The 24,874-nt window shown below is 71.0% G+C and carries 27 protein-coding genes; 22 read left to right on the forward strand and 5 right to left on the reverse strand.

Going from position 1 to position 24,874, the window contains the following annotated elements:
• Positions 1-36: 36 nt before the first annotated feature.
• Positions 37-381 carry a hypothetical protein gene (locus KF780_12715; GenBank protein ID MBX3562659.1) on the forward strand — a complete coding sequence of 115 codons (345 nt, stop codon included), beginning with the start codon at positions 37-39 and terminating at the stop codon, positions 379-381.
• A gap of 44 nt (positions 382-425) precedes the next feature.
• On the opposite strand, the gene KF780_12720 is transcribed toward KF780_12715, so the two are convergent.
• Both KF780_12720 and KF780_12725 read right to left on the reverse strand, forming a co-directional pair.
• Complete coding sequence (locus KF780_12720; GenBank protein ID MBX3562660.1) at positions 426-887, reverse strand: nuclear transport factor 2 family protein; 462 nt, start codon at positions 885-887, stop codon at positions 426-428.
• Positions 888-964: 77 nt separating this feature from the next.
• Positions 965-1,459: a DUF411 domain-containing protein gene (locus tag KF780_12725; GenBank protein MBX3562661.1), complete on the reverse strand. Its 495-nt coding sequence runs from the start codon at positions 1,457-1,459 to the stop codon at positions 965-967.
• 182 nt (positions 1,460-1,641) lie between these two features.
• Between KF780_12725 and KF780_12730 the strand changes: the two genes are divergently transcribed.
• The 3 genes from KF780_12730 to KF780_12740 are packed head-to-tail and all read left to right on the forward strand — an operon-like array spanning position 1,642 to position 2,949.
• Entirely contained in the window at positions 1,642-1,929 is a 288-nt protein-coding gene (locus tag KF780_12730) for a hypothetical protein (GenBank protein ID MBX3562662.1), read from the forward strand.
• Complete coding sequence (locus KF780_12735; protein ID MBX3562663.1) at positions 1,926-2,366, forward strand: periplasmic heavy metal sensor; 441 nt, start codon at positions 1,926-1,928, stop codon at positions 2,364-2,366. The genes KF780_12730 and KF780_12735 overlap by 4 nt, the downstream gene beginning before the upstream one ends.
• Before the next feature lies 1 nt (position 2,367).
• On the forward strand, positions 2,368-2,949 hold the full coding sequence (locus KF780_12740; GenBank protein ID MBX3562664.1) for an RNA polymerase sigma factor: 582 nt from the start codon (positions 2,368-2,370) through the stop codon (positions 2,947-2,949).
• Here the strand turns inward: KF780_12740 and KF780_12745 are convergent.
• Positions 2,855-4,753, reverse strand: coding sequence for an HAD-IIIC family phosphatase (locus KF780_12745; protein ID MBX3562665.1), 1,899 nt, complete (start codon positions 4,751-4,753; stop codon positions 2,855-2,857). The two genes, KF780_12740 and KF780_12745, sit on opposite strands and share 95 nt — an antisense overlap.
• Before the next feature lie 128 nt (positions 4,754-4,881).
• Here KF780_12745 and KF780_12750 point away from each other — a divergent pair, with 128 nt between their 5' ends.
• The 12 genes from KF780_12750 to cueR all read left to right on the forward strand — a co-directional run bounded on the left by KF780_12750 (position 4,882) and on the right by cueR (position 18,909).
• Positions 4,882-5,112 (forward strand): hypothetical protein, encoded by a 231-nt coding sequence (locus KF780_12750; protein ID MBX3562666.1) that lies wholly within the window; start codon positions 4,882-4,884, stop codon positions 5,110-5,112.
• Between the two features lie 76 nt (positions 5,113-5,188).
• Positions 5,189-5,524, forward strand: coding sequence for a hypothetical protein (locus tag KF780_12755; GenBank protein MBX3562667.1), 336 nt, complete (start codon positions 5,189-5,191; stop codon positions 5,522-5,524).
• Between the two features lie 132 nt (positions 5,525-5,656).
• Positions 5,657-5,998: a copper-binding protein gene (locus tag KF780_12760; GenBank protein ID MBX3562668.1), complete on the forward strand. Its 342-nt coding sequence runs from the start codon at positions 5,657-5,659 to the stop codon at positions 5,996-5,998.
• A 57-nt stretch (positions 5,999-6,055) separates the two neighbouring features.
• Entirely contained in the window at positions 6,056-7,312 is a 1,257-nt protein-coding gene (locus tag KF780_12765) for a TolC family protein (GenBank protein ID MBX3562669.1), read from the forward strand.
• Entirely contained in the window at positions 7,309-8,820 is a 1,512-nt protein-coding gene (locus KF780_12770; protein MBX3562670.1) for an efflux RND transporter periplasmic adaptor subunit, read from the forward strand. Before KF780_12765 ends, KF780_12770 begins: the two co-directional genes overlap by 4 nt.
• A complete protein-coding gene (locus KF780_12775; protein MBX3562671.1) occupies positions 8,817-12,029 on the forward strand; it encodes an efflux RND transporter permease subunit in 3,213 nt (1,070 codons plus the stop codon). The genes KF780_12770 and KF780_12775 overlap by 4 nt, the downstream gene beginning before the upstream one ends.
• On the forward strand, positions 12,026-12,595 hold the full coding sequence (locus KF780_12780) for a hypothetical protein (protein MBX3562672.1): 570 nt from the start codon (positions 12,026-12,028) through the stop codon (positions 12,593-12,595). The genes KF780_12775 and KF780_12780 overlap by 4 nt, the downstream gene beginning before the upstream one ends.
• A 70-nt stretch (positions 12,596-12,665) precedes the next feature.
• Positions 12,666-12,803 carry a hypothetical protein gene (locus KF780_12785; GenBank protein ID MBX3562673.1) on the forward strand — a complete coding sequence of 46 codons (138 nt, stop codon included), beginning with the start codon at positions 12,666-12,668 and terminating at the stop codon, positions 12,801-12,803.
• Positions 12,804-12,848: 45 nt separating this feature from the next.
• The gene (locus tag KF780_12790) at positions 12,849-15,413 is read left to right on the forward strand and encodes an NAD-dependent epimerase/dehydratase family protein (protein MBX3562674.1); all 2,565 of its coding nucleotides are present in this window, start codon (positions 12,849-12,851) and stop codon (positions 15,411-15,413) included.
• An 87-nt stretch (positions 15,414-15,500) separates the two neighbouring features.
• Positions 15,501-17,852, forward strand: coding sequence for a heavy metal translocating P-type ATPase (locus KF780_12795; protein ID MBX3562675.1), 2,352 nt, complete (start codon positions 15,501-15,503; stop codon positions 17,850-17,852).
• The gene (locus KF780_12800; GenBank protein ID MBX3562676.1) at positions 17,849-18,526 is read left to right on the forward strand and encodes a class I SAM-dependent methyltransferase; all 678 of its coding nucleotides are present in this window, start codon (positions 17,849-17,851) and stop codon (positions 18,524-18,526) included. The genes KF780_12795 and KF780_12800 overlap by 4 nt, the downstream gene beginning before the upstream one ends.
• Entirely contained in the window at positions 18,523-18,909 is a 387-nt protein-coding gene (gene cueR, locus KF780_12805) for a Cu(I)-responsive transcriptional regulator (protein MBX3562677.1), read from the forward strand. Before KF780_12800 ends, cueR begins: the two co-directional genes overlap by 4 nt.
• Positions 18,910-18,994: 85 nt before the next feature.
• Here the strand turns inward: cueR and KF780_12810 are convergent, their stop codons facing one another.
• Positions 18,995-19,201, reverse strand: a complete 207-nt coding sequence (locus KF780_12810; GenBank protein ID MBX3562678.1) for a hypothetical protein — start codon at positions 19,199-19,201, stop codon at positions 18,995-18,997.
• A gap of 345 nt (positions 19,202-19,546) precedes the next feature.
• On the opposite strand from KF780_12810, the gene KF780_12815 reads away from it, so the two are divergent.
• Positions 19,547-20,101 (forward strand): DUF305 domain-containing protein, encoded by a 555-nt coding sequence (locus KF780_12815; GenBank protein ID MBX3562679.1) that lies wholly within the window; start codon positions 19,547-19,549, stop codon positions 20,099-20,101.
• 58 nt (positions 20,102-20,159) lie between these two features.
• Here the strand turns inward: KF780_12815 and KF780_12820 are convergent, their stop codons facing one another.
• A complete protein-coding gene (locus KF780_12820; protein ID MBX3562680.1) occupies positions 20,160-20,582 on the reverse strand; it encodes a helix-turn-helix domain-containing protein in 423 nt (140 codons plus the stop codon).
• Between the two features lie 275 nt (positions 20,583-20,857).
• Here KF780_12820 and KF780_12825 point away from each other — a divergent pair, with 275 nt between their 5' ends.
• The 5 genes from KF780_12825 (at position 20,858) to KF780_12845 (ending at position 24,821) form a co-directional block, all read left to right on the forward strand.
• On the forward strand, positions 20,858-21,400 hold the full coding sequence (locus KF780_12825) for a cation transporter (GenBank protein ID MBX3562681.1): 543 nt from the start codon (positions 20,858-20,860) through the stop codon (positions 21,398-21,400).
• On the forward strand, positions 21,397-21,861 hold the full coding sequence (locus tag KF780_12830) for an isoprenylcysteine carboxylmethyltransferase family protein (protein ID MBX3562682.1): 465 nt from the start codon (positions 21,397-21,399) through the stop codon (positions 21,859-21,861). Before KF780_12825 ends, KF780_12830 begins: the two co-directional genes overlap by 4 nt.
• Before the next feature lie 46 nt (positions 21,862-21,907).
• On the forward strand, positions 21,908-22,240 hold the full coding sequence (locus KF780_12835; GenBank protein ID MBX3562683.1) for a hypothetical protein: 333 nt from the start codon (positions 21,908-21,910) through the stop codon (positions 22,238-22,240).
• Positions 22,241-22,335: 95 nt separating this feature from the next.
• Complete coding sequence (locus KF780_12840) at positions 22,336-23,628, forward strand: TolC family protein (GenBank protein ID MBX3562684.1); 1,293 nt, start codon at positions 22,336-22,338, stop codon at positions 23,626-23,628.
• Positions 23,629-23,639: 11 nt separating this feature from the next.
• Complete coding sequence (locus tag KF780_12845; GenBank protein MBX3562685.1) at positions 23,640-24,821, forward strand: efflux RND transporter periplasmic adaptor subunit; 1,182 nt, start codon at positions 23,640-23,642, stop codon at positions 24,819-24,821.
• The last annotated feature ends 53 nt before the right edge of the window (positions 24,822-24,874 follow it).

Here is a 24,874-nt window from a genome sequence, read left to right on the forward strand (position 1 = left end):
ATCCGCGGCGCCTCCTTCAAAGACAGGAGCAGTAAGATGAGACATCAAACGGCGATCGCGGCCCTGGCCCTCTTGCCCGCTCTGGCCGCCTGCGGCGGGAATGCCGAGAACCCTTCCGCGGAGGAAATCAACCGGCTGGCGACCCCGGACGACGGCCGGGCCGAGACCGAAGCGGTTGCGCCGGCGCTCAACGACGCCGCGGCGGCGCCGCAAGATGCCGCTCAGGCGGCTCCCCCGGTCCGTGGCGAGCCTGCGGCGAAGCCGGCGGCGGCGTCCCGCGAGCGCCCCTCGCCGCCGCGCGAGCGGCCCGCGCCGAAGCAGCAGCCCGCACCGGCCGAGGATCCCCACGCCGGTCACGACATGAACAACATGTCGCATTGAGTCAGGCGGCGGCCGCTCTCGCCGCCGCCCTCATGATCGGTCGTTCAATCGGCGGATCGCGGCGGCCGCGGGGCCCGCGACGAGCCGTGCATGCTCACCACCCGCCAACCCTCGGGCGTGCGCCTCAGGACGCTGGTGGTGACTCCGCGGCGCTCGATCGGCGCGCCCTCGTGGCGCTCGATCCGGTAATTGTAGGTCTCGGTGGCGAGCGCCACGCCGCCTTCGAAACGGACGTCGACATTGACGTCGGTGAATCTGAAGGCGGTGAAATGGCCGAGCTCGGGCCCGAGATGGCGGGCGAGATAGTTGCGGTAGCTTCCCTCGACGCCGCCATTCTCGAATATCTGCGAATCCTCGGCGAACAAAACCTCCGTGCCGGTGGCGTCGAGCCGCTCGATCGCGGCGCGGTAGCGGGCCAGCACCTCGCTGACGGCGCGGCTGTCATCGGTCTCGGGGCCGCCCTGAGCGGCGGCCGGCGCCGCGAGCGCAAGCGCGGCCGGCAGCATGACGAGCGCGATTGCTGATTTCATCCCCATCTTGTTCCTCTCCTGACCTGAATGCGACGACCCCTGGCGCGGACGGCTCAAGCGGCCGCAACCTGATGATAGACCCGCCGCCTGCCGTTGCTGCCGAAGGCGACCACCTGATAGGCCTCGCGCCGCCCGTCCGGCACTTCCATGCCGGGCGACCCCGCCGGCATGCCCGGCACGGCCAGGCCGGCGACGCCCTCCGGACGCTCGCGCAGCAGCCGGCGAACCTGGTCGAAGGGGACATGGCCCTCGATCACATATCCGTCGACCAGGGCCGTGTGGCAGGAGGCGAGGTCGGCGGGAACGCCGAGCCTCGCCTTGACCGCGGACAGGTCGGCTTCGTCGATCAGGGTCGCCGCGAAGCCGGCCCGGCGCGCCTGGCTCGCCCACGCGCCGCAGCAGCCGCACGCGGCGTCGCGGTGCACCGTCATCGCCGGGACCGGACGCTCGGCGGAGCGGGCGCAGCCGCCCGCCGCGAGCGCGGCAAACGCGACCGCGCCGCGCAGGAACTGGCGGCGGGCAAGGGTCGGACCAGGATAATGGATCATACGGGACTCGGCTCCTCGCCCGTATTTACGCATGGCGGCCCCGGTCCCCTCACCTCCCCGTCACGGTCCCGCTCTCCAGCCCCTTCGACTGGGAGCCCGCCCCTGCTATCGACCTTGCACGGCGGAGCGAGTGCCGCCCCGCCGACCTGCGTAACGGAGTTGAGGACGAAGGAGACGATGAGATGCACGGCGATGCTGTGGATGATGCGCTCGACCGGCTCGCCCGGGCGCCGGCGCCGGTCGGCCTGTCGGGGATCGAAGCCGAGATAATCGAGCGTCTCGGAACCGAGCGACCGCTGCGCAGCCGGGACTCGCTGGGCCTGTCGGCCGTGGCGGCGCTGTTCGCGCTGACGATGGGCGTGCTGGGCGGCGCGGTGCCGCTCGGGTCGGACGAGGCGCAGGCGGCGCTCTCGCCGCTGACCGACGGGGCGAGGCTGGCCCCGTCGACGCTCCTGATGGGGCAAAGGTGAGCCCGGGCCCCCGGCGGACGCTCCAGGTCGGGCTTATCGCCTTCCTCGCCGCTCTGGCCGGAGTCCTCATCGGCCGCAGCATCTCCTCGCCCGAGCCCTCCGCCTCGAGCGCGCTGCACGACCTCCTGCACGAGGAGCTGGAGCTCGATGGCGCGCAGTTGCGGCGGATCGAGTCCCTGGAAACCCAATTCGCTGCCCGGCGCCGCGAGCTCGAGCTGGAGCTTCGGGCCGAAAATGCCCGCCTCGCCGCCGCGATCCAGCTCGAGCACGGCTACGGCCCCCGGGTCGCCGCCGAGGTGGAGCGGTCCCACGCAACGATGGGCGTGCTGCAGAACGAGACGCTCGCGCACATCTTCGCCATGCGCGCCGTGCTGCGGCCGGAGCAGGCGGCGGAGTTCGACCGGGTCGTGTTCCGCGCGCTCACCGACACGCGGTGACATGCGCGACGAGGACTGTACCGACGGGGAACTGGCCGCGCTCGTCCTGGCCGGACGCAAGGCCGCCTTCGCCGAGATCATGCGGAGGCACAAGGAACCGCTCTACCGGCTGATCCTCGGCCACGTCGGCAGTCCCGACGACGCGCTCGACCTCGTCCAGGAGAGCTTCGTCGCCGCCTATCGGAATCTCGAAAGCTACGATCCCGAGCGGCCGCTGCGCGCCTGGCTCGCACGGATCGCGATCAACAAATGCCGCGACTGGGCGCGCCGCCGCAATGTGCGACGCTTCTTCAGCTTCGCGCGGCCGCTCGACGACGCGGCCGCCGTCGCCGATCCAGCGCCCCCGCCGGACGCCGCGGCCGCCGACCGCGAAGCTCTCGACGCGCTGTGGGCGGCGATCGCCGCCTTGCCGCGCTCGCTCAAGGAACCCCTCCTGCTCTGCGCGGTGGACGGGCTAAGCCAGGCGGAAGCCGCAACGGTGCTGCGGATCAGCCCGAAGGCGGTCGAGACGCGGCTTTACCGGGCGCGCGCGAAGCTCGCCGCGCATCGGCCCGGCGCGTCGCGCTCCTCCGGGGACGATTGACCGCGACCAGATCGGTCGCGAAACGGTCCGTCGGAACATCGCGGGCGAGCAGGTCCGCGTCCGCGGCGGCGAAGCCCAGCGTCCCAAGGACCGCTGCCGCCGCGGCGTTGCGGCCGGTGGGCCGAAAGCGGATTTTCACGACGCGGGGCCGCCCGCGCGCGCAGAGATGGCTCAGCAGCGCCTGCTCGACATATTTGCCCTGGACGCGGCAGGACAGCATGAGGTCCTCGATGAGGAGCCCGCTCGGAAGGCGGCGGCTGAGGCAGAAGCCGACGATTCCATAGTCGCCATAGCGATCGCGGCACGAGACGACGTGGCGGTCGAGGCCGGGCTCGCCGAGCAGCCGCTCGAGCTCGAGACGGTCATATTTGCGCCCCGAGAAGTTCAGCTGATTGGTGCGCTGCACCAGCTCCTGCACGCGTTCGCGATCGTCGGGACGCTCCGGCCGGACGGCGACCTCGATCGCGCAGGAGCGCAGGAATTCGAGATAGTCGTCCCCGAAGGTCAGCGCGGCCGCCTCGCGCTCGCCCGCCTCGCGATACATCAGCCGGCGCGCGCGCGATTCCCGGGTCACGGTCCCGGCGAGGCGCGGATGGTCGACGAGATCGTCCAGCGCCCGCTCGTCGAGCAGCTCGACCTCGGGGAGCGCGCGCGCCACCTCGTCGCGCTCGAAGGGGCTGTCGTCGACGAGCATGAAGCTGTCGAGGCCGAGGCCGAGCTCGTCCGCGATCCGTCGCAGGCCTTCGGACTTGGCGCCCCAGCCGATCGCCGGGTGAAGAATATAGTCGGCGAGCCCGAACGCCTCGAGCTGGGCCATCGCCTCCGCGGGGTCGTTGCGGCTGACGGCAGAAATGAGGATGCCGCGTTCGTCAAGGGAACGAAACAGGTCGGCGACCCCGGCCCGCAGCCGAACCGGCCCTTCGACGAGGATGCCGCGCCACAAGGTGTTGTCGAGATCGAAGACGACGCACTTCGCGCCTGGCCTCGTCTCGGCCCCGCCCGCCGGGAGCGCACCAGCCGCGCCGGGCGCGAGGCGGACGAAGTCGGCGGTGAGGAAGACCAGCCGGACCAGCCCCTCTCCCGCCGGGGTGAACGCGACGTTGTAGGGGAGCCCCGAGGCAAGCAGGTCCGCGAACAGCTCAGCGGGGACGAGCCGCCGAAAATAGCCCGGCGGAATCGCAAGGTCGAGCTGGAGCGGCGGCGGAACCCGATCGGCGCCCGATCCAGGCGGCAGCTTCGTCCGATCCACGCTCATCGAGAAGAGCAGCGAGGCCGGCTCCGGTTCCGGATTGTAGAGTTCGATCGCGAACATGTCCGGCGGCGGCGTCCTCGCGCCGCGCCGGCGCAGCCAGGGGACGATGCGCTCGAGCAGCGAATAGCCGAGATAGGACCAGCGAATGTCCCCGAAGAGCCGGTCCGCGAGACGGCCCACCCGGTCGGCGACGGGCAGCGCCAGCCCGAGACCCGCTTCAAGGGCGCGCACCAGCGCCGGCGGCAGCAGCAGCGCATGGCCGCGCGCCTCGAGCTTGCCCCAGGTCTTGAACCGGATCTCGGCGCCGTAGCCGCTTGCGCCGGCAAAGGCCCGGTTGCGGTACACGCCGGATTCGAAGCGCCGGCAGCGCCGGTCGGGACGCGCGTCATAGAGATCGCAGCTCGCGAAGCAGTCGGGCGCGGCGCACTCGATGCAATGCTCCCCCCACAGCAGAAACGAGCGCCTGCGGATGCCCGCCAGCGGCGCATAGGCTTCGCGGGGCGACGCGGCAGCGAAATCCGCCGAGGGCACATGCTTGTCGAACTCGAACATCACGGCTCCCGGTTGGCGCGCGTTCCTGCGATGAGACTACGCAGCGGCGGCGCGCAGCCCGCGACGGACGGGCTCTCGCCGGTGCGGCCGCGGCGAGGGTGCGGGGGCCGCGGTGCGTATTGAGACAGATGACCGACGGAAACATTCCTTCGCCAGGCGGAGCCGACCTGGTCTATTTCCAGCGCCGGGCCGAGCAGGAGGTGAAGCGCGCCCAGGCCGCGTCGAATCCGGCGGTGGTCGCCGCGCATTACGGCCTCGCCGAAATCTATCTCGACAAGGTGTCGCTGCTGCGCGACGCCCCGGAGCGAGGCACCCGCGCACCGGTCGAGCCTGACGCGCAGGCCGAGGATATTGCTTGAGATTTGCCCCTCTACATCCGGCTCTTCGATCCGCCCTCCCCTTGACTCTCCTGTCCAGGGGCCTAGGTCAGGCGCCGTGACGAGACTGATCCTCACGATCCTCGTGGCGCTCTCCCTGGTTAGCGCGCCAGGAGCCGCCTTCGCCGGGCCGGCCGCCGGCTGCACGATGGAGGGCATGTCCGCGATGAACGGGATGCGGGACATGTCCGGCATGGACGGCGACCATGACAAGATGGCCTGCTGCACGCCGGATTGCGCGATCGGCTGTCCCGCGGGGGTCGTCCCCGGAGCCGGTACGAGCGGCTCGGACGAGCCGCTCGCCGCATTGCCCTTTGCCGGAATGATCGCGCGCGCCCCGTCGTCGCTCGGTCCCGGCACCGCCGACCCGCCTCCAAGAGCTTCGTTCCTCTGAGCCGCTGATCTGCCGGTGCGCTGCGCCGGCGGTTCATGCCGATCCATTCGTCCCGGCCACGCCGGGAACGGCGGAGCGCAGGGAGTCCAGCCTCCCGATCCGGTCTGCCGCACGAAGCAAAGAGGCACGACAATGAAAACCATTGCGATATTCGGCGCGGCCGCCCTGGCGCTCGCGCTTCCCGCCTGCGACCGATCGCAGGCACCCGCCGCGCGAGACGCGGCCGCGAACGGCGGCCAGACCGCCGGCGAGAACGAAGTCCATGCCGCCCAAGGGAACGTGACGGCGATCGCCGGGAGCCAGGTGACCATCGCCCATGGTCCCGTGACCTCCATCGGCTGGCCGGCCATGACCATGGCGTTCGAGGCGTCGCCCGACCAGCTGCGCGGGATCGAGGTCGGCGACGCCGTCCGCTTCGCGTTCCGCGAGGCCGACGGGACGTACCGGCTGACCTCGCTCGCCAAGAGCCAATAGCTGCAAGCCTGACGGCCGCGCGGCCGTCATGCGTTCGCCATGCCGAGGACCGGATCCATGCACCGCCCTTCCCGCCGCCTGCTCGCGGCCGCCCTCGCGGCCGCCCTGTCGGCGCCGCTTCCCGCTTACGCCCAGGAGCCGCTCACGCTCGACGAGGCGCTGCGCCTCTCGCTCGAGCGCCAGCCCGCGCTCGAGGCCTATGCCCGAACCGCGCGCGCCTTTGAGGAGGCCGCCGTCGCCGCCCGCCAATTGCCGGATCCGCGGCTGATGGCGGGCGTTCAGAACCTTCCGGTCACCGGTCCGGACGCGTTCAGCCCGAGCGCGGACTTCATGACGATGCGCTTCATCGGCATCGGCCGCGAGCAGGTCCGCTCGGCGCGCCGCGAGGCGGAGGCGGCCCGCCTGCGCGCCGAGGGCGCCGTCTCGACGGCGGAGCAGCAACTGCTCGCCCGCCAAATCCAGCGCGAGGTGATGCTGGCCTGGATCCGGATCCTGGAAGCGCGCCAGGCGATCGAGCTGCTCGACGAGCTGGTCGTCAAGCTTGAAGCGCGGCTGCGCACCGCCGAAGCCGGCATTCCGACCGGCCGGGCGACGGCCGCCGACGCGATCGCCATTCGCGCCGAGATCGCCTCGGCCCGCGCCGAGGCCGCGCAGCGGCGAGGCGAGGAGCAGGAAGGACGCGCCGCGCTCGGCCGCTGGCTGGGCGATGCGGGCTCGCGGCCGGTCAGCGGTCCCCTGCCGATCTGCCGTCCGCTCGCCGACGCGGACGCGCTGCCGCTGCTGGGGCGGCATCCGCAGCTCGACGCGGCCCGGAGCCGGACGTTCGTCGCCGAGCGCGCCACCGACGCGGCGCGCGCCGCGCGTCTGCCAAACTGGGGCTGGTCGCTCATGTACGGCAATCGCGGCGGGGGTCGCTCGGACATGCTGAGCCTGCAGCTTTCGGTCGACCTGCCGCTCAACCGCGGCAGACTCCAGGATCGCCGCATCGCCGAGGCGAGCGAGCTCGCCGCCGCCGCCCGCGACCGGGTCGAGGACATGCGCCGCCAGCTCGTCTTCGAATATGACCGCGCGCTGGCGCAGTGGCGCGCCGCAGAGGCGCGCTACATGACGACCGGCGGCGAGACCCTGCCGGCGCTGCTCGGCGCCGAGCGCGCGCTCGAGGCCCGGCTGGCCGGCGGCGCGGGCAATCTGCAGGACATCCAGGTGGCGAGCGAGCGCACGACCCGCGCCGCGCTCGACCTGGTCGGGCAGCGGGCGGCGCTGGCCCGGGCCAGCGCCGACCTTCTCTACCTCCAGGGGGAGTGCCCCGAATGAGCGGAACCGACAGCGAGCGCGACACGACCATCGTCCGCCGCCTGACTCCGGGGCGTCGGCTCGCGCTCGCGCTGCTCGCGGTCGCCCTCCTCGTCGCCGCGGCGCTGGCTTATGTCCTCGCGCGCGGCGGCGGCGACGCGGCGGCCCCCTGCCCGGCCGGCGAACCGCTCTACTGGTACGATCCGATGATCCCGCAGGAGCGCCATCCCGGCCCGGGCAAATCGTCGATGAACATGGAGCTGATTCCCAAATGCCCGGGCGGCGACGACGCGCAGGGCGTGCGAGTGTCGCCGGCCATGGCCCAGAATCTGGGCATCCGCACGACGCAGGCGCGGATGGCCGACTTCGCGCCGCGCGTGCAGGCGGTCGGGCGGGTCGCGTTCGACGAGCGGCTGATCGCCGAGGTGCAGACGCTGACCCCAGGCTTCGTCGAGCGGCTGACGGTGCGCGCGGTCGGGGAGAGCGTGCGCCGCGGGCAGACGCTCGCCTCGGTCTATTCGCCCGAGCTGCTCACCGCGCAGAACGAGTATCGCGCAATCCTCGCCTTGCCGCCGGAGGTGGCGACCCCCGAATTGCGCCGCGCCGCCCGCCAGCGGCTGGCCTTGCTCGGGCTGCCGGGCGCGATGATCCGTCGTCTCGAGCAGGGCGGCGCGCCTCAGCGAACCTATCCGGTCGCCGCCCCGTCCGACGGCGTGATCACCGCGATCGGCGCCCGGCCCGGCGCACAGGTGACGCCGGGGCAGTCGATCGTCACGCTCGCCGGGCTTTCGCGGGTCTGGGTGATCGCCGAAATCCCCGAGGTGGCGCTCGGCGATGTGCGCGTCGGCCTGCCCGTCGAAATTTCCTTCCCGGCCTATCCGGACGAGCGGCGGTCGGGGCGCATCGACTATATCTTCCCCACGCTCGACGCCGAGGCCCGCACCGCCCGGGCGCGGATCACGCTCGCCAATCCCGGCGCCCGCCTCAAGGAGGGCATGCTCGCCGACGTGACGGTGATGGGAACCGGCGGGATGGCGCTGGTCGTCCCGAGCGAGGCGGTGATCGACACCGGCCGGCGCAAGGTCGTCGTCGTCCGGCGGGACGGCGCCTTCCTGCCCGTCGAGGTGCGCACCGGCCGCGAGGCCGGCGAGCGGACCGAGATCCTGGCGGGACTCGAGCCCGGCGCCGAGGTGGTCGTCTCGGGCCAGTTCCTGATCGACTCCGAGGCATCGCTGACCGGAGTCATGGAAAGGCTCAACGCCAATGCGCCTCCGCCGGGCGGGGCGCCCCGGCCCGCGACCGGCAGCGGCACGGTCCGCTCGATCGACGGCGAGCGGCGCACGGTCACCATCGAGCACGGTCCCATTCCGGCGCTGAACTGGCCGGCGATGACGATGACCTTCGCGGTGCGCGAGCCGGCAATGCTGCGGGGCCTCGCGCGCGGCGACCGGGTCGCGTTCGCGGTGCGGCCGCAGCCCGAGGGCGGCGCCTACGTCCTCGAGCGGATCGCCCAGGCGCCGGCGCGATGATCGAGAGCCTCATCCGCTGGTCGGCGGCCAACCGGCTGTTCGTGCTGCTCGGCGTCGCCTTCCTGGCGCTCGCCGGCGCCTGGGCGGCGATGCGCACGCCGCTCGACGCCATCCCGGACCTGTCGGACGTCCAGGTGATCATCCGCACGCCTTATCCGGGCCAGGCGCCCGAGATCGTGGAGTCTCAGGTCACTTATCCGCTCGCGACGACGATGCTGTCGGCGCCGCGCGTGCGCGCCGTGCGCGGCTTCTCCTTCTTCGGCGATTCCTATGTGACGGTCCTGTTTGAGGACGGCACCGACCTCTATTGGGCCCGCTCGCGCACCCTCGAATATCTGAGCCAGGCTTCGGGCAGGCTGCCCCAGGGCGTCGCCCCGACGCTGGGCCCGGACGCGACCGGGGTCGGCTGGGCCTTCCAATATGCGCTCGTCGACCGGACCGGCCGCCACGATCTCGGCCAGCTGCGCGCGCTCCAGGACTGGTTCCTGAGCTTCAAGCTGCGCGAGATCGACGGCGTCGCCGAGGTCGCGAGCCTCGGCGGCATGGTGCGCTCCTATCAGGTCCAGATCGATCCCGACCGCCTGCAGATCTACCGCGTGTCCGCCGGCCAGGTGATGGACGCCGTGCGCAGCGCCAACCAGGAGGCCGGCGGCTCGGTCGTCGAGCGGGCCGGCGCCGAGTTCATGGTCAGGGTCGGAGGCTATCTCTCGACCCTCGAAAATTTCCGCAACATCCCGCTGAGCGCGACCCGCGGCGGCACGCCGGTCACGGTCGGCGACGTCGCCCGCGTCCAGCTGGCCCCCGATTTCCGGCGCGGCATCGCCGAGCTGAACGGCGAGGGCGAGGTCGCGGGCGGGGTCATCGTCGTGCGCCAGGGGGCCGACACCCTGTCGGTGATCGAGGCGGTGAAGGCGCGGCTGCGCGAGCTCCAGGCCAGCCTTCCGCCGGGCGTGGAGGTGGTCACGGTCTACGACCGTTCCGACCTCATCGAGCGCGCCGTCGACAATCTGTGGGAGAAGCTCGCCGAGGAGTTTCTCGTCGTCGCTCTGGTGACGATCCTGTTCCTCCTCCACCTGCGCTCGTCGCTGGTCGCGATCATCACCCTGCCGATCGGCGTGCTGGCGGCATTCCTCGTGATGTATTTCCAGGGCATCAACGCCAACATCATGTCGCTCGGCGGCATCGCGATCGCGATCGGCGCGATGGTCGACGCGGCGATCGTCATGATCGAGAACGCCCACAAGAAGCTCGAACATGCGCGCGCGCGGGACGGCGAGCTCAGCGAGCCGGCGCGGCGCCGGATCCTCACCGAGGCGGCGGTCGAGGTCGGTCCGGCCCTGTTCTTCTCGCTGCTCGTCATCACCCTCTCCTTCCTGCCCATCTTCACGCTGGAAGCGCAGGAAGGCCGGCTGTTCCGGCCGCTCGCCCTCACCAAGACCTATGCGATGGCGGCCGCGGCCGGCCTGTCGGTGACCTTGGTGCCGGTGCTGATGATCCTGTTCATCAAGGGCCGCATCCGGCCCGAGGCCGACAATCCGCTCAACCGCTGGCTGATCGCGGCCTACCGGCCCGGGCTCCAATGGGTGCTGCGCCGGCCCAAGGCGACCTTGCTGATCGCCGGCCTGGCGCTGCTGCTGTCGATCGTGCCGGCCTCGCGTCTCGGAAGCGAGTTCATGCCGCCGATGGACGAAGGCGACATCCTCTACATGCCGACCGCGCTGCCGGGCCTTTCCGCGGCGAGAGCCTCCGAGCTGCTCCAGGTCACCGATCGGATCATCATGACCGTGCCGGAGGTGCTGAGCGTGTTCGGCAAGGCCGGCCGCGCCGACAGCGCGACCGACCCGGCGCCGCTCGAGATGTTCGAGACGACGATCCGCCTCAGGCCCCGCAGCGAGTGGCGGCCGGGCATGACCACCGAGCGGATCATCGAGGAGCTCGACGCGCGCCTGCGCATTCCCGGCCTCGCCAACGTGTTCGTGCCGCCGATCCGCAACCGGATCGACATGCTGGCGACCGGGATCAAGAGCCCGGTCGGGGTCAAGATATCGGGGCCCGATCTCGCCACGCTCGAGCGGCTCGGCCGCGAGGTGGAGGCGGCGGTGCGCCCGCTCGAGGGCACCTCTTCGGCGGTCTCCGACCGGATCGGCGGCGGCCGCTACGTCAACGTCGAGGTGAACCGGCTCGCCGCCGCCCGCTACGGGCTGTCGATCGAGGAGGTGCAGCGCACCGCGGCGATGGCGGTCGGCGGCGCTCGCATCGGCGAGGTCGTCGACGGGCTCGCCCGCTACCCGATCAACATTCGCTTCCCGCGCGAGACGAGGGACAGCGCCGAGGCGCTCGGCCGGCTGCCGATCGTCACCGCGAGCGGCGCGATCGTGCCGCTCGGCTCGGTCGCCACGATCAGCATCGATCCCGGTCCCGCGATGATCCGCAGCGAGAACGCCCAGCCCTCGGTCTGGGTCTATGTCGACGTGCGCGGGCGCGACATCGTCGGCTATGTGAGCGAGGCGCGCCGCGCGGTCGCCGAGCGCGTCGACCTGCCGCCGGGCTATTCGATCGCCTGGTCGGGGCAGTTCGAATATGCCCAGCGCGCCGCGCAGCGCCTGACCTGGGTCGTGCCGGCGACCCTGGCGATCATCTTCCTGCTCCTGTTCCTCGCCTTCCGGAGCGCGCGGCAGCCCCTGATCATCCTGCTGACCGTCCCGTTCGCGCTGGTCGGGGGGATCTGGCTGGTCTGGCTGCTCGGCCACGACGTCTCGGTGGCGACCGCGGTCGGGTTCATCGCGCTGGCGGGACTCGCCGCCGAGTTCGGAGTCGTCATGCTCGTCTATCTCGACCGGGCGATCCGGGAGCGGGCCGAGGCGGGACGCATGTCGGCGAGCGCGCATCTCGACGAGGCGCTGATCGACGGCGCCGCGCTCCGGGTGCGGCCCAAGGCGATGACCGTGGCGGTGATCCTCGCCGGACTGTTCCCGCTGCTCGTCGGCACCGGCGCCGGCTCGGAGGTGATGCAGCGCCTCGCCGCGCCGATGGTGGGCGGGATGATCACCGCGCCCTTGCTGTCGCTGTTCGTGCTGCCCGCCATCTACAAATTGCTCGGCCATCGCCGCCTGGCCCGCGCCGCGCTCAAGGAGGCGCCGCGATCCGGGAGGCCGATGGGCGACGACGCTTCCCCCGCCATCCCACCCCCGGAAGGAGAACCCGCATGATCATCGTTCACGCAATCCGCGCCGCGGCGGCGCTGGCGCTGGCCGGGTGCGCGCCGCAAGGCCCGGACAACGGCTCCCGCGCGGCCGGGGGCGGCATGGGAATGATGGAGAATGGCGCCATGGGCATGCGGCCCGGCGGCGGTATGGGCGCGATGGGCGGCGACATGCGCACCATCCGCGGCCTCCTGACGCGTCACGAGGCGATCGAGCGGCGCGTCGAGGACATTCCGGGCGGCGTTCGCACCTGGACGACCAGCGAGGACCCGGAGGTCGCGATGCTGATCCGGCGGCATGTCCGGGAGATGCGGGCCCGGTTCGAGCGCGGCCAGCCGATCCGAGCGATGGACCCGGTGTTCCGAGAGCTGTTCCGCAACCGCGACCGGGCGAGGATGGAGATCGCCGACATTCCCGGAGGCGCACGCGTGGAGCACCGCTCGGACGATCCCGAGATCGCGCGCCTGATCCGCCAGCACGCGCGACGCTTCGTCAGCGAGGCGGCGGAGCAGGGAATGCGCCGGGCGATGCGGCCGACGCCGCTGCCCGAAGGTTACAGAGGCACGCAATGATCGCCGCTGGAACCCGGTCACAACCGGCCGCGCGGACGAATCGGAAAGGGACAGGCAAAGGAGAGACGTAATGATGAACGACTGCCCGGGCATGACCGGGGGCGGGATGATGATGATCGGCATGGGGCTCGTCTGGCTGCTGGTCCTGGCGGCGCTGCTGCTCGGGATCGCCGCGCTGGTGAAATATCTTCGGTCCGGGCCCCGCTGAACGTCGCCGCCGAGGATAAGAATCTGAGCAAGCAGGAGGAACAGCATGGCGCAGCAGGAGGTGGTTCTCGTCACCGGCGCGAGCGGGTTCATCGGGAGCGCGGTGATCGAGCGCCTGGCCGGCCGCTACCGGCTGGTCGGGCTGGACCGGCCCGGGCCGCCCGATCCGCCTTCCGCGGCGCGGACGGTCGATATCGACCTCGGAAGCGACGACTCCGTGCGCGAGGCGCTCGCGACGGTGCGCGCCGAGTTCGGTTCCCGGATCGCTTCGGTGGTCCATCTCGCGGCCTATTACGACGTCTCCGGCGAGCCGAACCCGCTTTACGACGAGATCACCGTCGAGGGCACGCGCCGGCTGATCGAGGCGCTGCGCGGATTCGAGGTCGGCCAGTTCGTCCTCGCCAGCACCATGCTCGTGCACCGGCCGACCCGGCGGCCGGACGAGAGGATCGACGAGGACTGGCCGATCGATCCCCAATGGGCCTACCCCCAATCCAAGGTCGAAGCCGAGAAGATGCTGCGCGAGACGCGCGGCGGCATGCCGGCGGTGATGCTGCGCATCGCCGGCGTCTATGACGATATCGGCCATTCGCCGTTCGTCGCCCAGCAGATTTCGCGCATCTACGAGCATCGCCTGACCGCGCATCTCTATCCCGGCATGCTCTGCGCGAACCAGTCCTTCGTCCATCTCGACGACCTCACCGAGGCGGTCGCGCGGCTGATCGAACGGCGCGGCGAGCTCCCGGAAGAGCTGCCGCTGCTCGTCGGCGAGCCGGAGGCGCTCGGCTATGAGGAGGTGCAGAACATCATCGGCTGCGCGCTCCACGGCGAGGAGTGGACGACGATCCGCGTGCCGCAAGCGCTCGCCGAAGCCGGGACCTGGCTGCAGGAGGAGGTGCTCGGCCAGGACAATTTCATCAAGCCCTGGATGGTCGAGGCGGCCAACGATCACTATATCCTCGACATCGGCCGCGCCCGCTCGCTCCTCGATTGGCAGCCGGAGCACCGGCTCGGCGACACCCTCCCCGGGATGGTCGAGGCGCTGAAGCGCGACCCGGTCGGCTGGTACAGGGAGAACAAGCTCAATCCCGCGCTCGTCGCCTGGCACGGACCATCGCCGCGCGGGAAGGAAGGCGACGGATCGCGGGAAGCCGGTCCCGGCGAGGCGAGCGGGATGCCGGATGGCGGCCACGGCCATGAGGCGATGATGGCACAGGATGCGCGCCGCACGCGCTGGGCCCATTTCGCCAATATCGGCCTCGGCCTGTGGCTCGCCTCCAGCCCGCTGGTCTTCGGCCTCGCCGATCCCGCCTCGGTGCCGGAAGCTGTGCGCGCGGTCACCGCCGAGCGCGGACTTGCCCCCATCGAATGGCGCAGCCTGATGCTGGCCTGGAACGACGTCGCGACCGGCCTCCTGATCGCCCTGTTCGGCGCGCTCTCGCTTTCGAACCGGACTGCCTGGTTCGGGCAATGGGCCAATTGCTTCGCCGGCCTCTGGCTGCTGTTCGTGCCGCTGCTGCTCTGGGCGCCGAGCCCGGCGGTCTATTCCAACGAGATGCTGGTCGGCGCGCTGGTCATCGCCTTCTCGGTACTGGTGCCGATGATGCCCGGAATGGACATGAAGGGGATGATGGACCCGGTCTCCGTGCCGCCGGGCTGGACCTATTCGCCCTCGACCGCCGCGCAGCGTTTCCCGATCGTCGTGATGGGCGTCATCGGGCTGCTCGTCTCGCGGCATCTCACCGCCTACCAGCTCGGTCATGTCGACGCCGCCTGGGAGCCGTTCTTCGCGGGCTCGCCCACCGACCCGCGCAACGGCACCGAGGAGATCATCACTTCCTATGTCTCGCGCGCCTGGCCGATCCCCGACGCCGGGCTCGGCGCGGTGAGCTACCTGATCGAGATATTGATGGCGGTGATGGGCACGCGAACGCGCTGGCGGACCATGCCCTGGATGGTGACCTTCTTCGGCATCCTGGTCGTGCCGCTCGGCGTCGTCAGCATCTATTTCATCATCATCCAGCCGATCCTGCTCGCCACCTGGAGCACGCCGGCGCTGATCGCCGGCCTGGCGATGCTGATCATGATCCCGTTCGCGCTCGACGAGCTCGTCGCGATGGGCCAGTTCCTGGTCTGGTCGCGCCGGCGCGGCAGACCGCTCGTCCGCACCTTCTTCAAGGGCGGCGCGGTCGAGGCCGGCGAGGAATATGAGGGGGACGCGATGGACGCGGCGCGCCCGGCCTGGGCCGAGGCCAGGCGCGGGGTCACCCTGCCCAAGACGCTCGCCGCGAGCATCGCGATCGGCCTGTTCCTGATGCTGACCCGGATCCTGCTCGGCACGACCGGCGCGATGGCGAACAGCGATCATCTGGTCGGCGCGCTCGTCATCACGGTGGCGATCATCGCCACGGCCGAGGTCGCCCGCCCGCTGCGCTTCGCGAACGCCGCGCTCGGGCTCTGGCTGATGACCGCACCCTGGCTGCTCGAGGGCGGGAGCGGCCTGGCGAGCGTGCTCGGCGCCGGGCTCGGCTTCGCGCTCGTCATGCTCAGCCTGCCGCGGGGGCCCCGCAGCAGCGAGCATTATGCCGGATGGGACCGGTTCGTCGTATAAGTTGGGGGGCTCCATGACAGGCTTGACCTTCCAGTTGCTGGAACGTGCATCAACCTCCGCGACTCGGGACTTGCCGAAGGAAGGCTGATGATGAACCAGACGAACTGCTGCCATGGTGCGAAGAGCGCCAGGACGACCGGCACTGCGATCGACCCGGTGTGCGGGATGTCGGTCGATCCCGCGACGACGCCGCATCACGCCAGCCACGTGGGCGAGGACTATTATTTCTGCTCGGCCAAGTGCCGCGAGCGCTTCGCGGCGCGGCCAGAGCTGTTTCTCGATCCCGACCGCCGCCCGATGGATTCGGCGCCCGAGGACGCGATCTATACCTGCCCGATGCACCCGGAGATCGAGCAGGTCGGGCCGGGTACCTGCCCGATCTGCGGCATGGCGCTCGAGCCCAAGGCGTTCGCGCTCACCGAGGGCCCGTCCGAGGAATATCTCGACATGCGCCGTCGCTTCGTCGTCTCGGCGGTGCTGACCGCGCCGCTCGCGATCCTGGTGATGCTGCGCCACTTCTGGCCGATGAGCGTCGAGATGGTCGGCGCGCGCGCGCTCGACTGGACCGAGCTCGTCGTCGCCACGCCGGTCGTGCTGTGGGGCGGTTGGCCGTTCTTCGTGCGTGGCTGGCAGAGCCTGCTGACGCGGCATCTCAACATGTTCACGCTGATCGCGATCGGGACCGGCGTCGCCTGGGCCTATTCGCTGGTGGGCGCCGTCGCGCCTCAGATCTTCCCGCCCGCCTTTCGCATGCACCATGGCGGCGTCGGCCTCTATTTCGAGGCTGCCGCCGTCATCGTCACCCTGGTGCTTCTCGGCCAGGTCCTCGAGCTGCGCGCGCGCGAGCAGACCGGATCGGCGATCCGCGCCCTGCTCGATCTCGCGCCCAAGACGGCGCACCTCGTCGAGGACGGGGGCGAGCGGACCATCCCGCTCGATCTCGTCCGCGCCGGCGACCGGCTGCGCGTGAAGCCGGGCGAGGCCGTGCCGGTCGACGGCGTGATTGCCGACGGCCGCTCCGCGCTCGACGAATCCATGCTGACCGGCGAGCCTATTCCGGTCGAGAAGGGCAAGGGCGATCCCGTCACGGGCGGCTCGCTCAACGGCGACGGCAGCTTCGTGATGACGGCCGAGCGGGTCGGCGCGGAGACGATGCTCGCCCGCATCGTGCAGATGGTCGCCGAGGCGCAGCGCAGCCAGGCGCCGATCCAGCGCAAGGTCGATCAGGTCTCGGGCTGGTTCGTGCCGGCGGTGATCCTGGTCGCCGTCGCCGCCTTCGCCTTCTGGTCCGTCTTCGCGCCGCCGCCGAGCGTGCCGTTCGCGCTGATCGCGGCGGTGTCGGTGCTGATCATCGCCTGCCCCTGCGCGCTCGGCCTCGCCACGCCGATGTCGATCATGGTCGGGGTCGGCAAGGGCGCCCAGCACGGCGTGCTGATCAAGAATGCGGAGGCGCTGGAGCGCTTCGCCGCGGTCGACACGGTCGTCGTGGACAAGACCGGGACGCTGACCGAAGGCAAGCCGGCGCTGGTCGCGATCGAGACCGCGAACGGGCACCGTCCCGAGGAGCTGCTGAGCCTCGCCGCCTCGCTCGAAGGATCGAGCGCGCATCCGCTCGCCCACGCGATCGTCGCGGCGGCGGAGGAGCAAGGCGCGCCGCTGCGTCCCGTCGAGGACTTCGCCTCGGTGAGCGGCAAGGGCGTGGCCGGGCGGATCGACGGCCGGCGGGTCGCGATCGGCAACGCGGCGATGATGGCCGGAGAAGGCGCCGACCCGGCCGCGCTGGAGGCCCAGGCGGGCCGCCATCGCGACGAAGGGGCGACCGTGATGTTCCTCGCCGTGGACGGCACGGCCGCCGGCCTGATCGCGGTCGCCGACCGGATCAAGCCGACGACGCGGCAGGCGGTCGACGCGCTCCACGCCGAAGGCTTGCGGATCATCATGCTGACCGGCGACAATGAGCGCACCGCGCGCGCCGTCGCGCGGACGCTCGGCATCGACGAGGTGGTCGCCGAAGTGCTGCCCGAGGACAAGGACCAGGCGATCGCCCGCCTCAAGCGGGAGGGCCGGGTAGTCGCGATGGCCGGCGACGGCGTCAACGACGCCCCGGCGCTCGCACGCGCCGACATCGGCATCGCGATGGGCACCGGCGCCGACGTCGCGGTCGAGAGCGCCGGCGTGACGCTGGTGAAGGGCGATCTCATCGGCATGGTCCGCGCGCGGCGCCTGTCGCGCGCGGTCACCGCCAACATTCGCCAGAATCTGCTCTTCGCCTTCGGCTATAATGCCCTCGGCGTTCCGATCGCGGCGGGGGTGCTCTATCCGGTCTTCGGACTGCTGCTGAGCCCGATGATCGCGGCCCTGGCGATGAGCCTGTCGTCGGTCTCGGTGATCGGCAACGCGCTGCGGCTTCGCAGCCTCGACCTCGCGCTACGGCAATGAGCGTGCGCGCCCTCGCTCATACGCCGCCGCTCGGTCATGCCGCGCTCACCCCGCTCTACGATTCGGCCATCCGCCTGCTGACCCGGGAAAGGCGGTGGCGCGCGGCCCTGGTCGACCAGGTGGATCCGGGCGAGGGCGACCGCATTCTCGACGTCGGCTGCGGCACCGGCTCCCTTCTGCTCGCCCTTGCGCGCCGTTCCCCCGACGCGGAGCTCATCGGGATCGATCCCGACGAGGAGGCGATCGGGCGCGCGCGCGCCAAGCTCGCTGGCTACCCTCAGGTCCGACTGCTTCAGGGCAACCTCGAACCTGGCCGGCTTCCGTCGCGCTGGCTGCCGACCAAGATCGTCTCGAGCCTGGTCTTCCACCAGGTACCGCTGGCGGGGAAGCGCGCGCTCCTGCGCGCGTTCCGGCGCCTGCTGCCCGAAGGCGGTGAGTTCCATCTGGCCGATTACGCAGAGCAGCGATCACGGGCGATGCGCCTGGCCTTCCGGATGACCGTCCAGATGCTCGACGGCGTCGAGGACACTCAGCCGAACGCGGATGGGGTGCTCGAGCCGATGATGCGCGAGGCCGGCTTCGCGGTTCGGGAGACGGCGCGCGTCGCGACCCCGACCGGCGAGATCTCGCTCTTCGCCGCGCGGGCCGTCTCCGGGGAGGAAAGCGGAACATGAACATCGGACAAGCGGGAAGGCAGAGCGGTCTCACCGCCAAGACGATCCGCTATTATGAGCTGATCGGGCTGATCCGTCCCGGGCGGCGCGCGAACGGCTTTCGCGATTACGACCAGCGCGACATCCACGAGCTGCGCTTCGTCGCCCGCGCGCGTGGGCTCGGCTTCAGCGTCGAGGAGTGCCGGCATCTCCTCGACCTCTACCGCGACCGCGGGCGCGCCAGCGCCGATGTCCGCGAGGCCGCCGCCGTCCATGTCCGGGCGATCCGCGCCAAGATCAGGGAGTTGCGCGCGATGGAACGGACTCTGGCCACGCTGATCGCCGATTGCGCGGGCGACGCGCGCCCCGATTGCCCGATCCTGGATCGTCTGTCCGGCCACTGAGTCCGGCCGGCGCCCCTGCGGCGACCCTGCCGCCGCAAACGCCCGTTTCGGTCAAGTCCGGTCGCGTCACGCCGGCGCTGCCCTCTCAGGGACGCCGACGCAATGGGAACCCGCGCTTCTCCGGCTTGTTCAGCCTGGAGAAAGGATTCGCCGAGGTGCTGCCATAGGCATCAGACATGTCCTTGCTGCTCTGGCCGCGCTGGCGCTCGCGGCGGCGCCGGCGCTCGCGCGCCTCGGGGAAGCCGCCGCCGCGGTCCCCGACCACCAGCTGCAGATGATGGCCCAGGGACATTGCGAGGCGCCACCTGACGCGCAGCGGGATTCCCCGCAACGGTCGACGCATACCTGCTGCCATTCCGCGTTCATGCCCGCCGCGGTTTGCCCGGCGCCACCCCAGTTCCTTACGACCAAGGCGTTGCGCCCATTGCCCGCCACCAGGGCCGCTCCGGCGCGCGCCTCCCATCAGGGCGACCTCGAGACCCCGCCGCCAAGATCGGCTTAGCCGGTGCCATTTTGCGGTCGCGGACGATCGGACCGCGGCCTCGTGACACCGGCCCGTCCCGAGATGTCGCACGCCCCCGAAGGCCGCGGCTTGGGCTGCCGGCCGGGGCAGCTAATCACCCATTCGGAGGAAATGATGGAACAGAAGCATGAAATGAGCATGTCGTGGGGGAAGTTTGCCGGAATGATCGCGACCTCGGTGGCCGTGATGTTCTTCCTCATGTACCAGCTGATCTACAGCCTCGACCACGCCACGTTCAGCGTGAACCGCCTGGTGGCGTCGTTCGTGATGGGCTGCGTGATGACGGTGATCATGCTCGGCTTCATGTGGTCGATGTACAAGGGCATGGCCGCCAAGGTCGGCGTCCTCGCGGGCGCGATCGTGCTGGGCATCGCCCTTCTGCTGGTCAACCGAAGCCAGGCGCTGATCGGCGACGTCGCCTTCATGCGCTCGATGATCCCGCACCATTCGATCGCGATCAACAACGCCCGCAAGGCCGCGATCAGCGACCCGCGCGTGCGCGAGCTCGCCGACGAGATCATCGCCAGCCAGGTGCGCGAGATCGCGGAGATGAACATCCTCATCGAGGACATCGAAAGAAACGGCGAGCGCGGCAGCTCGGCGCTTCCCGCGCGGCCCGCGGAAGTCACGCCCGACATGCAGCCGAAGATCCGCGAAGCGGTCGAATAGAAAGGAGCCCGAAGCTCGCCCACGGCCGCCGCTCTTCCCGCGCGCCGTGGGGGCGCTTCTAGGTCAACGGACGATGGCTAGGTCCGCAATGGCTGTGGTCGCCCATCGCCTCGATGATTCGGCATGTGTCGACCCGGCCGCCGCGGCAGGATTCGACCATCTGCTTCAGTTCGTCCCGCAGCGTCTCGAGCCTTGCGATCTTGATTTCCACGTCGGTCAGGTGGCGCGAGGCTATCGAATCGACCTCGCCGCAGTCCCGATCGGGCTGCTCGGCCAGACCGATGAGGGAACGGATGTCGGCTATCTCGAACCCGAGTCCGCGAGCGTGCCTGATGAAGGCGAGCCGTTCGACATCCTTGGGACCATAGTCGCGATAGTTGGAATCGGTCCGCCCCGGGCGCGGCAGCAGCCCGATCTTTTCATAATATCTGATCGTCTCGCTGTTGGCGCCGGTAGCCCCTGCGAGCTCCCCGATCTTCATCGCATCCGAGCCCCTGAACTCTCTAGTGGCTACAAGCCTCATAGGGTGCCGCCACCGCCATTGGAAGCCGCGCCCCGCTTCAGCCACGGCCATCGCCTGCCGCCGCCCTCGATGAAAGACGCTTGACCCCGGAGTGGCTACAGGGTCCATAGCCGTCGCGGCAACCTTGACGGAGTTTCCGCTTGTCCACCCGATGCTGCAGCCCCGCCGATGACGCCAAATCGTCGCCCGCGTGGTGCCGCGCGCTGTGGATCGCGCTCGCGGTCAACGCGCTCATGTTCGTCGTCGAACTGACGGCGGGCGCGCTTTCCGGATCACGCTCGCTGCAGGCCGATGCGCTCGATTTCCTGGGCGACGCCGCAAATTATGCGATCAGCCTCGGCGTCGTCGGGCTGGCGCTGGCTTGGCGAGCCCGCGCGGCGCTGGTCAAGGGGGCGACCATCTTCGCCTTCGGCCTCTATGTCGCGCTGTCCGCCGCCTGGGCGGCGCTGGCCGGCGCAAGCCCGGACCCGGCGGTGATGGGCGCCGTCGGCACCCTGGCCCTGGCGGCCAATCTGGGCGTCGCCGTGCTGCTCTTTCGCTTCCGCAACGGCGATTCCAACATGCGCTCGGTCTGGATCTGCTCGCGCAACGACGCGCTCGGCAACATTGCGGTGCTGCTTGCCGCTCTGGGCGTGTTCGGCACCGGCTCCGCCTGGCCGGATTTGACGGTCGCCGCAATCATGGCCGCGCTCGCGCTCAGCGGCGGGTTTCAGATCATCCGGCAGGCGCGCTCGGAACTGGCGCAATCGCGCGAAGCGAAGGCGTGTGCGGCATGACGGACGAGGACGGACCGGGCGTCTTTGTGCCGCCGCCCTTGGTGTTCGGCGCGGCAACCGCCGCGGGCGTGCTTCTCGACGGCAATGCGCTCGAATGGCGGCACGTCACCCATCCGTCGCAATTTGCCGGAGCGGTCGTGGCCGTCGCCGGTCTCGTCCTCATCGCCATTTGTCTCGGGCTCTTTCGGCGTTTCCGGACCCGGCCGGAGCCGTGGGAGCCCGACCAAACCCTGATCCGGACGGGGGTTTACCGTTTCAGCCGTAATCCGATGTATCTCGGCATGGCGTTGACCTCCGCCGGCATCGCCATCTTCTTCGAAAGCCTCGTCGCCGCAATCCTGGTCGCATTCGTCGTCGTCGCGATCGACCGTCTCGTGATCCCGCGCGAAGAGCGCTATCTCGCGCGCCGGTTCGGGGCGGATTATAAGGCCTATCGCGACCGGGTGAGACGATGGCTGTGATCCCGTCCTTCCCATTCGCGGTCCATTGCTGTTAGAGACCCCGCCGATGCGACGCCTGCTGGCCTTCTTCTGCGTGCTGATGATGGCGCTGGTCGCCTGGTCGGCGACCGCCGCGCAGGCGACGGAGGCGTTCGAATGCGTCGAGATCAGCGGCGACGCCGCCGGCCATTTCGAAGGGGATGCCGATCAGGTGCCCGGCGATTCGGACAAGGGCACGACCCATCATCACGCCGTCTGCCACGGCCATTGCTCGGCCATCGCCGAGGTAGCCGCGTTCGGCTCGCCGCTGTCGCCGCCGGCGCGACGCGCCCGCACGTTCGAGACGCAAGTCCTGAGCGGCTCCGACCCCGGCCAGTCCTTGCGCCCCCCGATCGCCTGAAGACGCCCTAGCTCCGCCGACGAGCGGCGGATCTCTCGTGTCTTCAGGAGTCCCAGAGAATGAAATTCATGCTTGCCGCGGCCGCCGCCGCGGCGATGGCGTCGCCCCCCGGGTCGGCGGCGCTCGCGCAAGTCGCGACGCCCGCCACCCCGCGCGTCGGAACGCCGCTCGCTCCGCCAACGGTCGGACCGCCGGCGCCGCCGCCGGCCGCCCCGGACCTGCCGGCGCCGCGCGACACTCCCCTTCCCGCCAACCTCACGCTTTCTCAGGCCCTGGATGAAGCGGAGTCCCGCTCGCCGGAGATCGTCGCGGCTCGCGCCGCCGTATCGGCCGCCGAGGCGCGCGCCCGGCAGGCGGGCCTGCTTCCCAATCCCGAGCTCAGCGTCGAGCTCGAGAATTTCGCGGGCAGCGGCGACTATGCCGGCACGCGCGGGCTCGAGACCACGGTCGCGATTAGCCAGCGGCTCGATCTCGGCGGGCGCCGCCGCTCGCGGCTCGGCGTGGCGCGGGCAGAACTCGCCGCCGCCGAGCTCAGGCTCGCCATCGCGCGCGCCGACCTCGCCCGGCAGGTCCGGGAGCAGTTCGCGCGCGCCGTCACCGCGCGCGACCGGTTGCGGCTCGCGGAGGAAAATGACCGCCTCGCGCGCGAGCTCGCACGTATCGCCGGCCAGCTCGTCGAGGCCGGGCGCGATCCGCCGCTGAGGGCCCTGAGGGCGCGGTCGGCGGCCGCCCAGGCGGCGGCGCAGCTCGCCGCCGCGCAGGCGGACGAAGCGGCCGCGCGCCTCACCCTCGCCGCTCTGTTCGGCGCGACCTCGCCCCCGGAGAGCGTCGCCGGCAGCCTGCTCGACCTCGAGCCAAGGACGATCGACGCGGGGCGCAGCCTCGACGTCCGCCTTGCCGACGCGGAGCGGGCAATCGCCGCGGCCGAGCTCGACCAGCAGCGGGCCGCGCGCAATCTCGATCCGGCCGTCGGCGTCGGCCTGCGCCAGTTCCGCGGCAGCGGCGACGTGGCTCTCGTCGGCGGGATCTCGATGCAGATTCCGCTGTTCGATCGCAACCAAGGCAATATCGCCGCCGCCCGCTCCAACGTCGCCGCCGCCGAGGCGCGGCGCGCGAACGCGCTGGCGAATGTCACGGTGCGCGCACGCAACGCGATCGCGGCCGTCGAGGCGGCCGAAGCGCGCGTCCGGGCGCTCGAGGGCGCCGCGATCCCCGAAGCCTTCGAGGCGCTGCGGCTCGCGCAATCCTCCTACCGGGAAGGGCGGGCGAGCCTGATCGAGCTGCTCGACGCCCAGAATGCCTACACCACCGCCGAGGCGGCGCTGATCGATGCGCGCCTCGCCCTTGCCCTCGCGACCGCCGAGCTCGGCCGGGTCGCGGCTCAATGAGGATGATCGACATGGAAATCACCAGGGAGACCCGGGATCGCCGCAAGCTGGTCGCGTTCGGCGCCGCCGCCTTGCTCGCAGTCGGCTCGGCCGGAGTCCTGATCGGCCGCTCGATGACCGACGGGCCGGCACCGGCGGCCGGAGAGCCGGCGGGAAAGGCCGAGGCCGGCCACGACCGGGAGGGTTTTGTCGAGATGACGGCGGCTCGGGTCCGGGCCGCCGGCATCGGCACCGAGCGGCTCGCGCCGAGCATGCTCGCCACCGAAATACTCGCCCAGGCGACGGTGACCGCGCCGCCCGACGGCCAGGCGCTCCTGACGGCGCGCGCCGACGGCGCCGTCGTTCGCATCAGCAAGAGGCTGGGCGACGCGGTCGCCGCCGGCGAGACGGTGGCGTTGCTCGAAAGCCGGGATGCCGCCGCCTTCGTCGCGGCGCGCAACGCGGCGGCGGCGCGCGAGCGCGCGGCGCACGCCGCCTGGCAACGCGAGCAGCGGCTGTTCCGCGAGCGGATCACCTCGCGCGAGGACATGGAGGCGGCCGAAGCCGCGCATGACGAAGCGGAAGTGGAGCTTCGCCGGACCGAAGCCGCGGTGCGTGCCGCGGGGGTCACCGGCGGCGGACGCTATCTCGCGGTGCGCAGCCCGATCGCCGGCCGGATCACCGAGATGGACACCCAGCTCGGCGCCTATGTCACGGCCGGCGCCGAATTGTTCAACGTCGCCGATCCCCGCCGCATCCAGGTCGACGCCGCGGTCCCGTCGACCGACGCGACGCGCATCCGGCCGGGCGACCGCGCGATCGTCGAATTGCCGGGCGGCGGGACCGTGGATGCCGTCGTGCGCTCGTCGACGCCGTCCCTCGACGCCGAGAGCCGCGCCGCCACGGTCGTGCTGCAGCCGCTCGGCGTGCCCGCGGGCCTTACCCAGGGCCAGGCGGTCCGGGTCCGGATCATGCCGCGGGCCTCGGCGACCCGCGGCGTCGTGATTGCCGAAGAAGCGGTCCAGCAGGTCGAGGGCCGCGACGTCGTCTTCGTGCAGGCCGAGGGCGGGTTCCAGGCGGTGCCGGTCACGGTCGGCCAGCGCAGCGGCGGACGGGTCGAGATCCTGGAAGGGCTCGCGCCCGGTGTCGTCGTCGTCACGCGGGGCGCCTTCGTCCTGAAGTCCCAGCTCGGCGCGAGCGAGGCCGAGCATTGAGCGCGGCCTTCCTCCGCAACGACCCTCTCATGGCCGCCGATCGGGGCGGCGAC

Origin of the sequence: Sphingomonas sp., assembly GCA_019635535.1 — a bacterium.
Classification (GTDB): Bacteria; Pseudomonadota; Alphaproteobacteria; order Sphingomonadales; family Sphingomonadaceae; genus Allosphingosinicella.

What these genes read in the sequence shown, in the direction of transcription:
- KF780_12715 (MBX3562659.1), top strand. Translation starts at nt 37, where the DNA reads ATGAGACATCAAACGGCGATCGCGGCCCTGGCCCTCTTGCCCGCTCTG.
- KF780_12720 (MBX3562660.1), bottom strand. Translation starts at nt 887, where the DNA reads ATGCTGCCGGCCGCGCTTGCGCTCGCGGCGCCGGCCGCCGCTCAGGGC.
- KF780_12725 (MBX3562661.1), bottom strand. Translation starts at nt 1,459, where the DNA reads ATGATCCATTATCCTGGTCCGACCCTTGCCCGCCGCCAGTTCCTGCGC.
- KF780_12730 (MBX3562662.1), top strand. Translation starts at nt 1,642, where the DNA reads ATGCACGGCGATGCTGTGGATGATGCGCTCGACCGGCTCGCCCGGGCG.
- KF780_12740 (MBX3562664.1), top strand. Translation starts at nt 2,368, where the DNA reads ATGCGCGACGAGGACTGTACCGACGGGGAACTGGCCGCGCTCGTCCTG.
- KF780_12745 (MBX3562665.1), bottom strand. Translation starts at nt 4,753, where the DNA reads ATGTTCGAGTTCGACAAGCATGTGCCCTCGGCGGATTTCGCTGCCGCG.
- KF780_12750 (MBX3562666.1), top strand. Translation starts at nt 4,882, where the DNA reads ATGACCGACGGAAACATTCCTTCGCCAGGCGGAGCCGACCTGGTCTAT.
- KF780_12760 (MBX3562668.1), top strand. Translation starts at nt 5,657, where the DNA reads ATGAAAACCATTGCGATATTCGGCGCGGCCGCCCTGGCGCTCGCGCTT.
- KF780_12765 (MBX3562669.1), top strand. Translation starts at nt 6,056, where the DNA reads ATGCACCGCCCTTCCCGCCGCCTGCTCGCGGCCGCCCTCGCGGCCGCC.
- KF780_12770 (MBX3562670.1), top strand. Translation starts at nt 7,309, where the DNA reads ATGAGCGGAACCGACAGCGAGCGCGACACGACCATCGTCCGCCGCCTG.
- KF780_12775 (MBX3562671.1), top strand. Translation starts at nt 8,817, where the DNA reads ATGATCGAGAGCCTCATCCGCTGGTCGGCGGCCAACCGGCTGTTCGTG.
- KF780_12780 (MBX3562672.1), top strand. Translation starts at nt 12,026, where the DNA reads ATGATCATCGTTCACGCAATCCGCGCCGCGGCGGCGCTGGCGCTGGCC.
- KF780_12785 (MBX3562673.1), top strand. Translation starts at nt 12,666, where the DNA reads ATGATGAACGACTGCCCGGGCATGACCGGGGGCGGGATGATGATGATC.
- KF780_12790 (MBX3562674.1), top strand. Translation starts at nt 12,849, where the DNA reads ATGGCGCAGCAGGAGGTGGTTCTCGTCACCGGCGCGAGCGGGTTCATC.
- KF780_12795 (MBX3562675.1), top strand. Translation starts at nt 15,501, where the DNA reads ATGATGAACCAGACGAACTGCTGCCATGGTGCGAAGAGCGCCAGGACG.
- KF780_12800 (MBX3562676.1), top strand. Translation starts at nt 17,849, where the DNA reads ATGAGCGTGCGCGCCCTCGCTCATACGCCGCCGCTCGGTCATGCCGCG.
- cueR (MBX3562677.1), top strand. Translation starts at nt 18,523, where the DNA reads ATGAACATCGGACAAGCGGGAAGGCAGAGCGGTCTCACCGCCAAGACG.
- KF780_12810 (MBX3562678.1), bottom strand. Translation starts at nt 19,201, where the DNA reads ATGTCCCTGGGCCATCATCTGCAGCTGGTGGTCGGGGACCGCGGCGGC.
- KF780_12815 (MBX3562679.1), top strand. Translation starts at nt 19,547, where the DNA reads ATGGAACAGAAGCATGAAATGAGCATGTCGTGGGGGAAGTTTGCCGGA.
- KF780_12820 (MBX3562680.1), bottom strand. Translation starts at nt 20,582, where the DNA reads ATGAAGATCGGGGAGCTCGCAGGGGCTACCGGCGCCAACAGCGAGACG.
- KF780_12825 (MBX3562681.1), top strand. Translation starts at nt 20,858, where the DNA reads ATGTTCGTCGTCGAACTGACGGCGGGCGCGCTTTCCGGATCACGCTCG.
- KF780_12830 (MBX3562682.1), top strand. Translation starts at nt 21,397, where the DNA reads ATGACGGACGAGGACGGACCGGGCGTCTTTGTGCCGCCGCCCTTGGTG.
- KF780_12835 (MBX3562683.1), top strand. Translation starts at nt 21,908, where the DNA reads ATGCGACGCCTGCTGGCCTTCTTCTGCGTGCTGATGATGGCGCTGGTC.
- KF780_12840 (MBX3562684.1), top strand. Translation starts at nt 22,336, where the DNA reads ATGGCGTCGCCCCCCGGGTCGGCGGCGCTCGCGCAAGTCGCGACGCCC.
- KF780_12845 (MBX3562685.1), top strand. Translation starts at nt 23,640, where the DNA reads ATGGAAATCACCAGGGAGACCCGGGATCGCCGCAAGCTGGTCGCGTTC.